Source organism: Thermobifida halotolerans (assembly GCF_003574835.2).
Lineage (GTDB): Bacteria > Actinomycetota > Actinomycetes > Streptosporangiales > Streptosporangiaceae > Thermobifida > Thermobifida halotolerans.
Window position 1 is genome coordinate 1,009,318 of sequence record NZ_CP063196.1, and the last position, 12,686, is coordinate 1,022,003.

The following is a 12,686-nucleotide window of genomic DNA, read 5'->3' on the forward strand; positions in this document are numbered from 1 at the left end:
AACCGCCGAGTGACAGGGGGCGGACCTGGAGAGGCACAGGACAGAAGAGAGAAAAGGCAGAGTGTCTCCGCCGTGTTCGGGTGGCCGGTTCCGGCCATTCTTCTGGAGGGTTTCTGCTTCTCCTGGTGTGACCTGCCCGGACCCGTCTCTGTGGTTCTTTGGGTGATCTCTGCCGTTCTCCGGATTTCTCTACAGTAGTGCCGCTCGGTTGACGGACTAAAGGCGCGGAGGCTGTCGGGTGAGCGGCGAGAACAGCGACGAGGACGTGGTGCTGGATCCCAGCAAGATCGTGATTCCGGCCGCGGACCCTGACGCGATCGAGGCCGCGGGCAAGGCCCTCAAGGGCGACGGCGGCGACATCGCCCAGGCCGGCCACGACATCAAAGCCTCCTGGTCCGGCCTGGAGGGCCACTACGTAGCCCCCGAGTCCGAGGAACTGCTGGCCGCGGTCGATCCGGTCGCCGACGACGGCGATGACATGGACGACAGGATCACCACGATCGGTCAGGCCCTCATCGACTTCGCCGAGGAGATCCGCCCCCTGCTCGCCAAGTGGAAGAGCCTGAAATCCGACGCCGAGGCCATGGCCGCCGAGATCGACGAGTTGGGCGAGGAGTGGAACGACGACGAGGACCGGGTCGAGGCCCACAACCAGCTCAACGACGACCTGGCTGCGGTGCAGACCGACTACATGGCGGCCGAGCGCGAGTGCGCCAACGCCATCACCGCCCTGGTCGAGGGCGGCACCCGCTTCGTCGCCGCCGAACTGGACGGCTCCACCGTGCCCGACGACGGCGAGGAGGTCTACGGTCTGGCCGAGGCCCCCCAGGGCATGGAAACCGCGTGGGCCACCCCCCAGGAGCACGACGCGCCCTGGTGGGCCGACGTCGGCGCGGCCGTCTGGGACTTCGGTGTGGGCGAGGCCCAGGGCCTCGCGGCCCAGTTCGGCCTCTACCACGACCAACGCGGCTGGGGTGCCAACTCCTGGGGCGAGTGGGGTACCAACCTCAAGGACCACTGGGGTGAGACCCTGGCCACCCCGGCCTATCTGGCGGGCCTGTACAACGGCGAGAACCTGGCGGGCTCCTGGGGCGAGTGGGGCACCAACCTGGCCACCACCTGGGGCGAGGTCGCCCACTCCATGGTGCCCTGGCGCGAATGGGACACCCGCCCCGGCTACGTGATCACCACCGCCGCCATCAACCTGGGCGGCATCGCGCTGGACGTCGCCGCGGTCGCCGGCGGCACCGCACTGACCGCCACCGGTGCGGGCGCGGTGCTGGGCGTGCCCCTGGCCGCCTGGCGCGGCGCCGGCCTGCTGAGCAGACTCGGCAAGTTCACCGACGCCGTGCCCGACCTGCCCTCCACCTCCACCCCGGACGTGGACGTGTCGATCACCGACCGCCTCAACCTGCCCGACGGCCTCAACCTGCCCGACGGCCGCACCCCCGGCGAGGTCACCACCGACCTGGGCGACGCCGCCGACGCCCTGAACACTCCCTCCTCACACATCGACACCCTCAACGACGCCCTGGCCAACGCCGATGCCTTCGGCCACCAGTCCGGTGGAGGCGGCGGCACCTGGCCCGATAGCACTCCCGCCCCACCCCCCGACACCGGTGATGCCCCACCCACACGCCCCGGCGGCGGCGAACCGGCCGTCAGCGCCTATGCCGAGGACCATCGACCGCCACAGTCCAGCGACAGCGGACAGCCCTCCCACCCCGCCCAAGACACCCCCGCCCCCGGCGGCAACGGCAGCGACAGGGACGGTGACACCGAAGCAGACGCCTCTGCCTCCACCGCCTCGGACACGGACCGCTCCGGCGCAGACGAGGAGACTTCCGCGTCCGGTGGTTCCGCCGAGCGCACCGCCGACAGCGACGCGCACACCCACGTCTCCGAGTCCTCGGAGCGTCTGGCCACCACCGGTGAGATCGAGTGGGCACTGAATATGTTCGACTCCTACGTCGACACTCCCGAGGACCTCTTCAGGCTCGTCGACACCGACCACGACACCCGGGTCGACGCCGATGTCTCCGAACACGACCTGGTCACCGCCAACGCCCAGAACAACAGCCCCACCCCCGGCAGCGCCTCCCCCGACCCGTCCTTCAACGCCCACCACGACACACCCAACACCCGTCCCAACGGAGGCGACAGACCAAGCAGTCCCGCCGACCTGCCCGGTACGGAAGGTGGTGGCAGTGGTTCAGGCTTTGGGGCGCGCAGCGGGGGGAGCACACTGGACCTCGGCGGTGGAGACTCCAGCAATAGCGGTGGAGAGGGCAGCGGACGCGGTAATTTCGGAGGCGACGGAAACAAGGAGAACGGCCAAGAATTTCAGGCCCAAGATGATGAACCGAAGAGCGACGGAACTCCTGACGACCTTGGTGAGAGCCCGCACCATGACGTCTATGAACAGCAGGAAATTTCGTCCAAGGACGGACCATATGAAGACCGTCAAGAAACCGACTTGGGGCCCGAGGGTGATACTTCGCCGGCGCCAGTGAATTCCCTTCGGGGGCAGATTCTGGAGCAGATCGGTGAGGCCCGGATAATTCGCGGAAACGATGGACTTATCAGTGAGATCGACGGGAAACCTGTCAGGTCCTACCTGAACGAGAAGGTGTACGGGCGTGCTGGCGAAATTCGCAAAATGGTAAATGAAGGTCTGTACTCTCTTAAGTCACTTGGCGGTAGGAGTGGAGCAGTAAACTCTATAGCGATTGATCTGCGCACGGGGTGTGTTGCAGAGGGAGTCAATGGAAGGCCGGATGACGTACTTGCCCCCGAAGAACTTCATCCTGTTCTTCGCGACCGGATGGATTCAATGATCGGTAGTGGTCCCGCAGGTGGACTTTATGAGCAATATAATCGCTTTACTGGTGAAGTTATCAATTATACCGATTTTCCGCAGAATGACGAACCTTTGCGGCATGCGGAAGTCAAAGCAGTAAATGAACTTCTGAGCACAAGAGAGGCTGAAGGTCTTGAAGTGGGGTCGGAAGTATTTAATGAATTTCATCTGGATAATACTTTCACCTTGTACAAGGAGGGCCCCAAGGCATCCCCCTGTTGTGCCAACTGTACCAGGATGATTGATGGAGCGATAACAAATCCGGATAGGTTGGTATACTCTGTTGGTCACCCTGAAAGCGAGAAGACAAGGATAAGGGGAGAGCTCGGTGAAGAGAGTTCGTGAGGATGAACTGGAGTTCGATGACGACGGCGTCGCATTTTACCAGAGAGAATTGTTTACCGGCGAGGCGATTGAATTCGACAATCTGGGGAACAGGGTAGGGCTGACGACATACAAGGACGGTTATGAGGAAGGAATTTCCCGTGAATGGGCGCCAGGCGGAAATCTGATCTCCGAGGGGGTTGTCGCCAGAGGCGGAAGGGCTGTGGGCCTGTGGCGAAGATGGCATTCGAACGGTCGACTCGCACACGAGCGGCGCTTCGGTGACCTGGGAGGTCTGCGTTCCGATCGCCAGTGGGATGAGGAGGGAAACCTCATCAAGGACAGAACATACGATGTCCCCCACTAAGAGCGTGTTTGAGAAGGGTCAGTTCGTGAGATCCTCGCTCGTCTGTGCCAGTTCTTGAGTTGGGCGATGGCCCGCTCGCCGTGGCCGCGGAGCGTGGCGTGGGCGAAGCCGACGTTCTTCTGCCAGGTCGGCTTGCCCGGCCCCTTGAATGGACAGAACACCACCCCCGGCCCTGGCCGACACAAGCCCTTGTCGGCCAGACCGAGCAGCCCTGCGGTCTCGATCCGCTCGGCGGGCCTTGCAGACCGGACGGTCCGAGTGTCGTGCACCGGTCCCGGCAGTGCCCCCGACGCCCACAACAGCTCCCCGTCCGGGGTAGCCACCACCTGCACGTCCATTCCATGTCGGCGGTGTTTGCCCGAGGAGAACGGGCGGCCGACCGCCAGGCGATTGCAGGCGATGGAGGTGCCGTCTCAGGTGTCCATGTCCGCGTCTTCAGGAGCGGTGTAGCCCCGCTCCAGGGTGGGCGCCTGGGCAGCTAACAGGCGCCCACGTACCGCCACACGGTGGAGACGCCCACTCCGAACCCCGCTGCGAGGTGGGCGAAGGGGCCCTTTGCGTAGACGGATCAAGAGGAGCAGTGCCTGATGAGCAGGCTCCAGGCGTCGCCACCGCGACCCGGTGGCCGTGTGGTGGGCGCGGATGACACAGATGACCAGGCTCAGGGAGCAGCGTGGCGACGGCAGACCGGCACGCTCTAACAGCACCGGAAGTCCTTGAAGGGAATGGGTTGATCTTGGTCGACAACTCCTCCAGGGGATTCCTGCTATTCGGCAGAGGGCTAAGGCAACCGGTACAGGGCTGCGACCAGCACCATCAGGATGAAAAGCCCAGTACGTGATCACCCGTCCCGGGAACTACAACGTCCACTTCGACTACGATCAGGACCCGAAGATCACTTTCCCCACGCCTCAGGGGTTCACCCAGGATCTGAAGTACTTCCCCGCGACGAGGCTGAGGGACGGGTGGGAATGCCGCTCTCGGATGACGACGGCTGCCCCGCCCTCCGAGGCATCCGGTTGTTCTACCCGCAGTCCATCGGGAGCCAGCCGTCGGCAGCGACACCGGGGGCCGAGAACCGCGCGGAACCGGCCCCGGTGTCGATCCGGTCAGGCGTGGGCGGGGAAGCGGTCCCAGACCCGGTGGTGGCCGAGCAGGTCCACGACCTCCCGCAGCACGGCCGCGCCGTCGTCGCCGACGACGATGCCGGGCGTGTCGGCGGGAATGTCGGCGAGGTCGAACGCCTGCTGTGCGGCGCTCAGCGCGCCCAGCGGTTTGGCGTGACGGTAGGCCTCGGTGAGCAGTTGCAGCACGCGCGGGTCGACGGACACGTCGGTGGTTCCGCTCCACGCCTTGGCGTCGCGGGTGGCGAAGGCGTCCTCGCCCCGGGCGGGGATCCCCGCCACGATCAGCGCGTCGAACTCGACGGAGCGCGCGGTGGCGAAGCTGCGCTGCGCGACGATCGGGTCGCCGCTGTCCGCGCCCAGCCTGCCCCCGGTGGGGGCCACGACGAGCGGAACCATCCCGCCGTCGAAGATCTGCCCGCGCAGCGCGCGGACCGCGTCGAGGTCGGCGTGCTCGTCGGCGACGACGCCGATCACCCGGCCCTTGGTGGGCCACGTGCGGCCGACCTGCGAGAGCGCCGGGCTGGGCTGGACGTCCGGCAGTTCGCGGGTGGCCTCGGGCGCGGGCAGACCGAGACCGGCCGCCACCTTCTCGCACAGGTAGGGGTCGATCTCGGCGAGCGCCCGCAGGGTGCGTTCCTTGATCGCGTTCTCGTAGCACTTGCCGAGTTCGAAGGTGAAGGCGGCGATGGTGTGCTCGCGTTCGACCGGCGACAGGCTGAGCCAGAACAGCCGGGGCTGGGTGAAGTGGTCGGCGAACGACTCGGGCGCCTTCCGGACCTTGTGCGCGGCCTCGACCCGTGTGGGTACCTCGACGTAGCCGCCCTCGTCGCCGCCGGCGAAGAAGGGGCAGCCCCCGTCCAGGCTGTTGGGCTTGTAGGGGGCGACGCCCTTGTGCACGGCCGTCTGGTGCATGCCGTCGCGCAGCATGTCGTTGACCGGCGCGTGCGGGCGGTTGATCGGGATCTGCGCGAAGTTGGGCCCCCCGAGCCGCAGGAGCTGGGTGTCGAGGTAGGAGAACAGCCGCCCGGCCAGCAGCGCGTCGTCGGTGACGTCGATGCCGGGCACCAGGTGGCCGGGGTGGAAGGCGACCTGCTCGGTCTCGGCGAAGTAGTTGGACGGGTTGGCGTTGAGCGTGAGCAGGCCGATCGGCTGGACCGGCGCCAGCTCCTCGGGGACGATCTTGGTCGGGTCCAGCAGGTCGATGCCCTGGAAGGTCTGCTCGGGCGTGTCGGGGAAGGTCTGGATGCCCAGCTCCCACTCCGGATAGGCGCCCGCCTCGATCGCGTCGGCCAGGTCGCGGCGGTGGAAGTCGGGGTCCACGCCGTTGACGATCTGCGCCTCCTCCCACACCAGGGAGTGCACGCCCGCCTTGGGCTTCCAGTGGAACTTCGCCAGCGTGGTCTCGCCGTGGTCGTTGACCAGCCGCCACGTGTGGACGGCGAAGCCCTCCATCATCCGGTAGGAACGCGGGATGCCGCGGCCGGACATGAACCAGATCGTGTGGTGGATCGCCTCGGTGTGCAGGGACACGAAGTCCCAGAAGGTGTCGTGCGCGCTCTGCGCCTGCGGGATCTCCCGGTCCGGGTGCGGCTTGACCGCGTGGACGACGTCGGGGAACTTGATGGCGTCCTGGATGAAGAACACCGGGATGTTGTTGCCGACCAGGTCGTAGACGCCCTCGGAGGTGTAGAACTTGGTGGCGAAGCCGCGGGTGTCGCGCACGGTGTCGGCCGAGCCCCGCGAGCCGACCACCGTGGAAAAGCGCGTGAACACCGGGGTCTCCACGTCTTTGCGCAGGAACGCCGCCCTGGTGACGTTCTCGGCCGTCCCGTAGCTTCTGAAGACGCCGTGGGCCGCGGCGCCGCGCGCGTGCACCACGCGTTCGGGGATCCGCTCGTGGTCGAAGTGCATGACCTTCTCCCGCAGGTGGTGGTCCTGAAGGAGCACCGGCCCGCGCGGGCCCGCCTTGAGCGAGTGGTCGGAGTCAGGAAGCCGTGTTCCCTGGGCGCTGGTCAGGTAGGAGCCGCTCTGGGCGCGCGCTTCCGCAGGCCCGCCCGTCGGCCGCCCCGTGGCCGTGTACGGCTCCGGTGGGCTCTGGTCGGGCTTGGGCGGAAGCGGCTCACGGGGTTCGGTGGGCTCCTCCAGCGGCGGCGGCTGGCTTCCCGGCCTGCCGGGGACGGCCGCGGCGGGGTCGCCGTCCCCCTCCACCATGTCGGTGATCTTCTCGGCCGCCGCCTTGATCAGGTCGGACTCTTCCACGATGGCTCCTCTCAACGACGCTCCGGGCGCGGGTCCACGGGACACGCCACCGCGACCTGCCCCGCACGGCGGGCCGCGGTCGGCGCGGCTACCCGCCGAGCGGTGGCCGAAGTCGGAATTCTCCGGGAGTTGAAGCCCGTGGTCGTTCTTTTGCCGAGGGTGGAATGGCGAGCGATCATGTGCTGCCCGCGGACGGTCCGTCGACCGCGCCGGCTCCGCCCGCAGAGATTCCGGATCGACGAGGGCGGGTACCAGGCCCGAGTCGCTTCACGGAGAGAAAGGATCCGCGATGCCCTCCCCCCAACGGGCCCGCTTTCGGTGTGCCCCTCGCCCGAGACCGACCGTCCTGGTCGCAACACTGCTCGCCGCGGTCGCCGCCGGCGGCTGCTCCGCCGGTGACGAGACCGGTGAGGCCTCGGCGGTCGCCCCCGCCTCCTCGCCGTCGCGTCCGCCTCGCCTTCACCGGTGTTCGACACCGTCGAGGATCTGGAGACGTACTGCCGGTCCCGCTCCGACGAGGAGATCAGCGACGGCTATCCCGCCGCAGCCGAGTACACGGGCCCCGGCCCCCATCCCACGGTGGTGTTCCGCCGTCTTCCCACCACCGACGCCCACGTCACCGGGTACCGCATGGCGGACCACTCGCCCTACGAGGAGTGGCTGCCCGAGTCACCCGAACAGGCGGTGCTGCTCGTGTGCGTCAACGGAACCTCACCGAGCCCGGAAAACGTCGACACGTGCGAGTACGAACCCAGCTCGGTCACCGGAGTCACGGTCGGGGAGGCCTTCGAACTGCCGTTGCGCGAGCGAACCTACAAGTTCACCGTGTACGCGCTGCGCACCGGTGAGGAGGTCGCCGCGGGCGAGATCCCCTCGGCGGACCTGTCCTGTCCCGCGTCGGTCTTCAGCGACTCCATGGTGCGTGAGGCCGGCGAGGTGTACACGACCATCGACTACGGCGCGATGTTGCGGGAAGTGGAAGAGGCCGTGACGGCTGACGCTCCCTGAGGGGGCCGTGGCCCCGGGGACGCGCTCACCCGCCGAGAGGCGCCGGAATCGGGTGGTCCGGTTCGTCGAGCCACACCGTCTGGCTCTCCGGGGTCACCGTGACGCCGAAACGCTCCCGGTCGGGGCGGCCGCTGCGCCGCCACCATCGGTGCGCGCGCTCCACCTCGTCCCACAGCCGCCGCCGACCGTGCTGTTCCACCGTGAAGATGTCGGCGCCGGGCACGTGGTCCACCGACGCCCACGCGCCGCTGCCGTCGTACAGCCACAGCGTGGACTCCCCGGAGCCGTCGGCGGCGGGGAGGACGACCTGGCACAGCCCCGGCACCAGCGCGCCGACCGCGAACCGGGCGGGGGAGGCCAGATGCAGGAGGTCGCCGGGGTCCACGGCGGTGGCGGAGACGTCCGCCGCCGCCCCGGTGTCGACGTAGCGCCGCCACCCGCCCGTCGGGGCGCGCTGCTGGCGCAGCCACATGAACCCCGCCCGGGTGAGCACCCGGCCCGACGCGGTGCCGTCGGCGGCCACCCGCAGCCGCAGCAGGCCGGTGCTGGAGTAGGGGTTGCCCCACGGCAGCAGCACCAGGCCGCCGGGGCGGGTCTGCGCCACCCACGCGTACGGAATGTCCCCGGCCGCGGCGGTGGCCAGCACCCGGTCGTAGGGGGCGTGCTCGGGCGCCCCTTCCGCGCCGTCGCCGACCACCACCGTGGGCGCGAACCCGGCGGAGGCCAGACGGCGGCGGGCGTGCTCGGCCAGCGCCGCGTCGATCTCCACCGACACCACCCGGGCCGAGCCCAGCCGCGCCGCCAGCAGTGCCGCGTTGTAGCCGGTGCCCGTGCCGATCTCCAGCACCCGCATCCCCTCGGTCGCGTCGAGGGAGTCGAGCATGGCCAGCATCAGCGAGGGCTGCGACGCCGAACTCGTGACGTAGCGGCCCCGGCCTCCGTGCCCGGCCGGGGAACCGTCGTCGACCTGCGTGGCGATCGCGACGTCCTGGTGGACCGTCTGCCACCAGTACGGGTCGTCGCGCCCCACCGCGAGGAGCTGCCCGTCGGAGCGGTCGGCGTCCACCGCCCAGATCACGTCGGGCACGAACCGGTGCCGCTCCACCCGCAAAAACGCCCGCTCCCACGCGGGGTCGCCGAGCAGGCCCCGCTCACGCAGCAGTCCGACCAACGCGGCCGGGCCGCCGCTGTCGCGCGGTGCGGTCATTTCTTCTCGCCGTTGTCCCTGCCGACCTTCTCACCGCCGCCGCCGTGCTTCGGCCCCGACTGGCCGTCCCACTCCGCGGGCGTGCCCGGTCCCTGGTCCTCACCCTTGTCCTGGCTGCTGTGCGAACCCATGGCGACCTCCGAGGAAAGAGTTGCTCTGCCGAAACGGTAGCCGGGAGGGCGCGCGCTGTCAGGGAAGTGAGACGTAAGGGTCACCGGGGAGCCCCGAGGAGACGACCAGGAGTCGCAGGAACGACGATCTCGACAGATCCGGGCCTCTTCCTGCGATTATCGCCCACTCCAGTCAAGATCATCGTCCGGGTCAGCGCGGACCGCGGCAGTGCGGCGGGGGCGCAGTCGGGCCACCGCTTCGCCAGCGTCCTGCCCAGTCCGGGACGCGGCGCCACGCGGTCGTCGAGGATCTTCCGCGTGGTCCGTGCGGCGCAGCAGCAACTGCCGCGCAAGCGTCGCCCGGTTCAGGGTGCGGTGGTCGAGGGCGGTCATGGAGCCACCAGTCTCCCGTGGTATGCGTCCGTCGTCTTCACGGTCCAGAAGTGAAACTACAGGACATTGCGGTCGATTTCTGTCCGCAGTAGTTACCGTGTGGTGGCGGCGCATGGAGATCCCATAGAACGGACCACCCCGGGGTTGGCGGTACGCCTCAGCCGGTTGGCGCGCCCCGGTGGGGCGGAGAGCGGGGAGAAAAACACTCGCAACGAGAAAAGCTCTGGCGGGTGCGGTCACACCCCCAGAGCCGGGTCAGCGGCGCATCCGCCCTCGGATGACATTGCAAGGGCCGCTGACCTCCCCATTGTGCCGCACCTTCAGCCCGGCTGGGACTCATTTGTCCTGCCGATATCGGCCATGTCCGTTCGGTGTTGTTCCATTCCGTTCGGCAGGACGCGGCCGTCGGCCCGGTGGGCGACACTCGGGCCGCAGGAGCGCTCCTCTGCGGGGGGTGGGAGCGGCGTCGCTGACTGAGGTTTGATGGCCGGGTCCGCGGTGGGTGCGAATCCGCTGCGCCCCGGCGGGGTCGAGGCATTCCACAGAACTCCTCAGAAGCGGGACGCCACCGGTCGCCCGCCCCGGAGGCTCGGGCGGAACGCCTCGCCCTTCCCCGGCTCCCCGGAAGGAACCCGCTCCCACCGCAGAACCCAACGCTCAAACCTCAGTGAGAGCGGCGCGGGGAACATGATCACGCACCGTCAAAGGCTCCGGGAGTGCGCGCCTTCGGAACCGGGTCAGCGGCGCTCCGCCCCCGGATGCCGAATGAGGCCGCTGACGTGCCTGTTGTGCTGTATTCGCCGCCTGCTCCCTGCCTGCTCCGCCGCCGAATTTCCGGATTCTCCCGATGCGGGGGAACTGTCGCTGCCGCAGAGACGACATAATCGAAAAAGGCGAACTCCAGACGGAAAGGGAACCGTGCGGCTCACGCTCTCCGACGGAAGCACCGTTCGGATCACTCCCGTGATGGCGGAGACCCTCCGCGACGCCGAGACCGTCCTCGCAGAACCGGTGATGCTGCGGCTGCGCGGGGGAGGCGCCCCCGCCGTGGCGGCCGCGCTGAAACGGCTCGGTCTGGTGGTCTACGATCCCGGTTCGGGACGCTGGACGCTCACCCGGCGCGGCCGTGAAGTCCGTGAGCGGCTGGCGGCGTCGGCGGACGCGCACCAGAAGAGGCCCCACCACCGGAGCGGTTCCGGGCGCGTCACCGTCCACCCCGAACTCGTTCCCGAACAGGTTGAGCGCCTGGAAAACGCGCTGACGGGCAAGGAACCCCGCGACGTCCGCGAAGACGCGAAACCGGGCCCCGGACCCGTGGTGAAGGGATGCGGAATCGGTCTCCTGGCGGCCGTGGGCGTTGTGCTAGCCGTGCTGGTCCTCTCCTCGGAGGCGTCCGGAGCCGTGCTCCTCGGCGCACTGGCTGTCTGGGGCGCGGTCATCGGCCTCACCGGCTACCCCCAGTACCGCAGGTGGCGCATCCAACGGCAGGACGCCCAGGAGGAGACCGCCGACTCCCTGGAGGACAGGTTCGTCACCGCCGCCATGCTCGACGAGTCCGGGCGGGAACTGCTCGCCCGTGCCCAGCAGGCGGTCGACACGGTGCTGGACTCGTCGCCGCACCGGCAGGGGCTGCTGCTGGACGAGGCTCGCAACCGGGTGGTGCTCAAAGACGTCGAGTGGTCGCTGGCGCAGAGCCTGCTGCACCAGTCCGAAGCCAGACGGCGGATCGACGCCACCCCCACCCCGGGCGAGCGCAGCCGCGCCGCCGCCGAGCGCGCCCGCGCCGCGTTGGAGCGGGACACAGCCCAGGTGGAGGAGCGTGTCCGGCTGCTGGAGTCCTATGCCGCGAAGGTCCGTGCCGCCGAGGCCGAGGAGCAGGACCGCCGCGCCGCCGCGGCCCTGGAGGCGATCGCCGTGGACGTCGCCCAGGCGGGCGCCGCCCACCCTCACCACGCCGAGACGCTGGCCTCTCTGGTGGAAGCCCAGGAAGCCGCCCTGCGAGTCGCCGCCCTCACCGACCCGGAACTCTGACCGGAATCCTGGCCGAAGGACACGTGGGCTGTGCGATGCCGGCGGCCACCACGAAGCGAGACGAACGGAAGGGAAGACGCCGAAGTGACAGAGCCCCGGCGTGTCACCGTCCATCCCGACCTCACCCCCGACCAGGTGAAGCGTCTGGAACGCGCGCTGGACCTGCTGCGGTCCCCGCGGACCCGGAGAAAGGAGACGGGGTGCGGCACGGAGATCGCCTCCTTCGTGACCTACTGGACGGGGCTGCTGGGGATGGTGGTCCTCCTGGTGCTCACGTTGGCCCTCGTCCCGGTCGGGTTCGCGCTCCCGCTTTTCGTCGTCGTCCTCGTGGGCGGGGTCGCGGCCACCATCCTCGTCACCAGCCGGGTCCAGTCACGTCCCGGTAGAGCCGCCAGGCGGACCGTCGATTCTCTCCGCGGCAGGTTCGTCACCGCCGCCATGCTCGACGAGTCCGGGCGGGAACTGCTCGCCCGTGCCCAGCAGGCGGTCGACACGGTGCTGGACTCGTCGCCGCACCGCCGGGGGCTGCTGCTGGACGGGGTACGCAACCGGGTGGTGCTCACTGACGTGGAGTGGGCCGTGGCCGAGAGCCTGCTGCGCCAGTCCGGGGCCAGGCAGCGCATCGACGCCACCCCCACGCCCGGCAGCAGCAGCCGCCGGGCCGCCCGGGAGGCCCGCGCCGCACTGGAGCGGGACACAGCCGAGGTGGAGGCGCGTGTCCGGCTGCTGGAGTCCTATGCCGCGAAGGTCCGTGCCGCCGAGGCCGAGGAGCAGGACCGCCGCTCCACCGAGGCACTGCGGGAGATCACCGCGGACCTCGCCCAGGCGGGCGCCGCCCACCCCCACCACACCGAGGCGCTGGCCTCCCTGGTCGAGGCTCAGGAAGCCGCCCTGCGCGTCGCCGCCCTCACCGACCCGGAACCCTGACCGCTCCCCGGTGATCCCCGCCCCGGCGGGTAGTGGCCCGGACGAAAACCGGTTGCCCCGCGGGCGCGGATCT

At 69.1% G+C, this 12,686-nt stretch carries 9 protein-coding genes; 5 read left to right on the forward strand and 4 right to left on the reverse strand.

Going from position 1 to position 12,686, the window contains the following annotated elements; translation table 11 throughout:
* The first annotated feature begins 238 nt into the window (after positions 1 to 238).
* The gene (locus NI17_RS04460) at positions 239 to 3,205 is read left to right on the forward strand and encodes a YwqJ-related putative deaminase (RefSeq protein ID WP_068689185.1); all 2,967 of its coding nucleotides are present in this window, start codon (positions 239 to 241) and stop codon (positions 3,203 to 3,205) included.
* The gene (locus NI17_RS04465) at positions 3,189 to 3,551 is read left to right on the forward strand and encodes a toxin-antitoxin system YwqK family antitoxin (protein WP_084012468.1); all 363 of its coding nucleotides are present in this window, start codon (positions 3,189 to 3,191) and stop codon (positions 3,549 to 3,551) included. Before NI17_RS04460 ends, NI17_RS04465 begins: the two co-directional genes overlap by 17 nt.
* Here the strand turns inward: NI17_RS04465 and NI17_RS24605 are convergent.
* Entirely contained in the window at positions 3,548 to 3,952 is a 405-nt protein-coding gene (locus tag NI17_RS24605) for a transposase family protein (RefSeq protein ID WP_369975096.1), read from the reverse strand. The genes NI17_RS04465 and NI17_RS24605 overlap by 4 nt on opposite strands.
* Positions 3,953 to 4,660: 708 nt before the next feature.
* Positions 4,661 to 6,889 carry a catalase gene (locus NI17_RS04470; RefSeq protein ID WP_369975095.1) on the reverse strand — a complete coding sequence of 743 codons (2,229 nt, stop codon included), beginning with the start codon at positions 6,887 to 6,889 and terminating at the stop codon, positions 4,661 to 4,663.
* 513 nt (positions 6,890 to 7,402) lie between these two features.
* On the opposite strand from NI17_RS04470, the gene NI17_RS04475 reads away from it, so the two are divergent.
* Positions 7,403 to 7,945, forward strand: coding sequence for a hypothetical protein (locus NI17_RS04475; protein ID WP_068689182.1), 543 nt, complete (start codon positions 7,403 to 7,405; stop codon positions 7,943 to 7,945).
* Positions 7,946 to 7,970: 25 nt separating this feature from the next.
* Here the strand turns inward: NI17_RS04475 and NI17_RS04480 are convergent, their stop codons facing one another.
* Complete coding sequence (locus tag NI17_RS04480) at positions 7,971 to 9,152, reverse strand: methyltransferase domain-containing protein (RefSeq protein WP_068689181.1); 1,182 nt, start codon at positions 9,150 to 9,152, stop codon at positions 7,971 to 7,973.
* On the reverse strand, positions 9,149 to 9,283 hold the full coding sequence (locus NI17_RS24350) for a hypothetical protein (RefSeq protein WP_267887171.1): 135 nt from the start codon (positions 9,281 to 9,283) through the stop codon (positions 9,149 to 9,151). The genes NI17_RS04480 and NI17_RS24350 overlap by 4 nt, the downstream gene beginning before the upstream one ends.
* A gap of 1,338 nt (positions 9,284 to 10,621) precedes the next feature.
* Between NI17_RS24350 and NI17_RS04485 the strand changes: the two genes are divergently transcribed.
* Both NI17_RS04485 and NI17_RS04490 read left to right on the forward strand, forming a co-directional pair.
* On the forward strand, positions 10,622 to 11,686 hold the full coding sequence (locus tag NI17_RS04485) for a hypothetical protein (RefSeq protein ID WP_147416926.1): 1,065 nt from the start codon (positions 10,622 to 10,624) through the stop codon (positions 11,684 to 11,686).
* 84 nt (positions 11,687 to 11,770) lie between these two features.
* The gene (locus NI17_RS04490) at positions 11,771 to 12,613 is read left to right on the forward strand and encodes a hypothetical protein (RefSeq protein ID WP_119267902.1); all 843 of its coding nucleotides are present in this window, start codon (positions 11,771 to 11,773) and stop codon (positions 12,611 to 12,613) included.
* The last annotated feature ends 73 nt before the right edge of the window (positions 12,614 to 12,686 follow it).

Bases quoted from the DNA above. Each gene is read 5' to 3' on its own strand.
- NI17_RS24350 (WP_267887171.1), bottom strand. From the start codon at position 9,283: ATGGGTTCGCACAGCAGCCAGGACAAGGGTGAGGACCAGGGACCGGGC.
- NI17_RS04485 (WP_147416926.1), top strand. From the start codon at position 10,622: ATGGCGGAGACCCTCCGCGACGCCGAGACCGTCCTCGCAGAACCGGTG.
- NI17_RS04480 (WP_068689181.1), bottom strand. From the start codon at position 9,152: ATGACCGCACCGCGCGACAGCGGCGGCCCGGCCGCGTTGGTCGGACTG.
- NI17_RS04470 (WP_369975095.1), bottom strand. From the start codon at position 6,889: ATGGTGGAGGGGGACGGCGACCCCGCCGCGGCCGTCCCCGGCAGGCCG.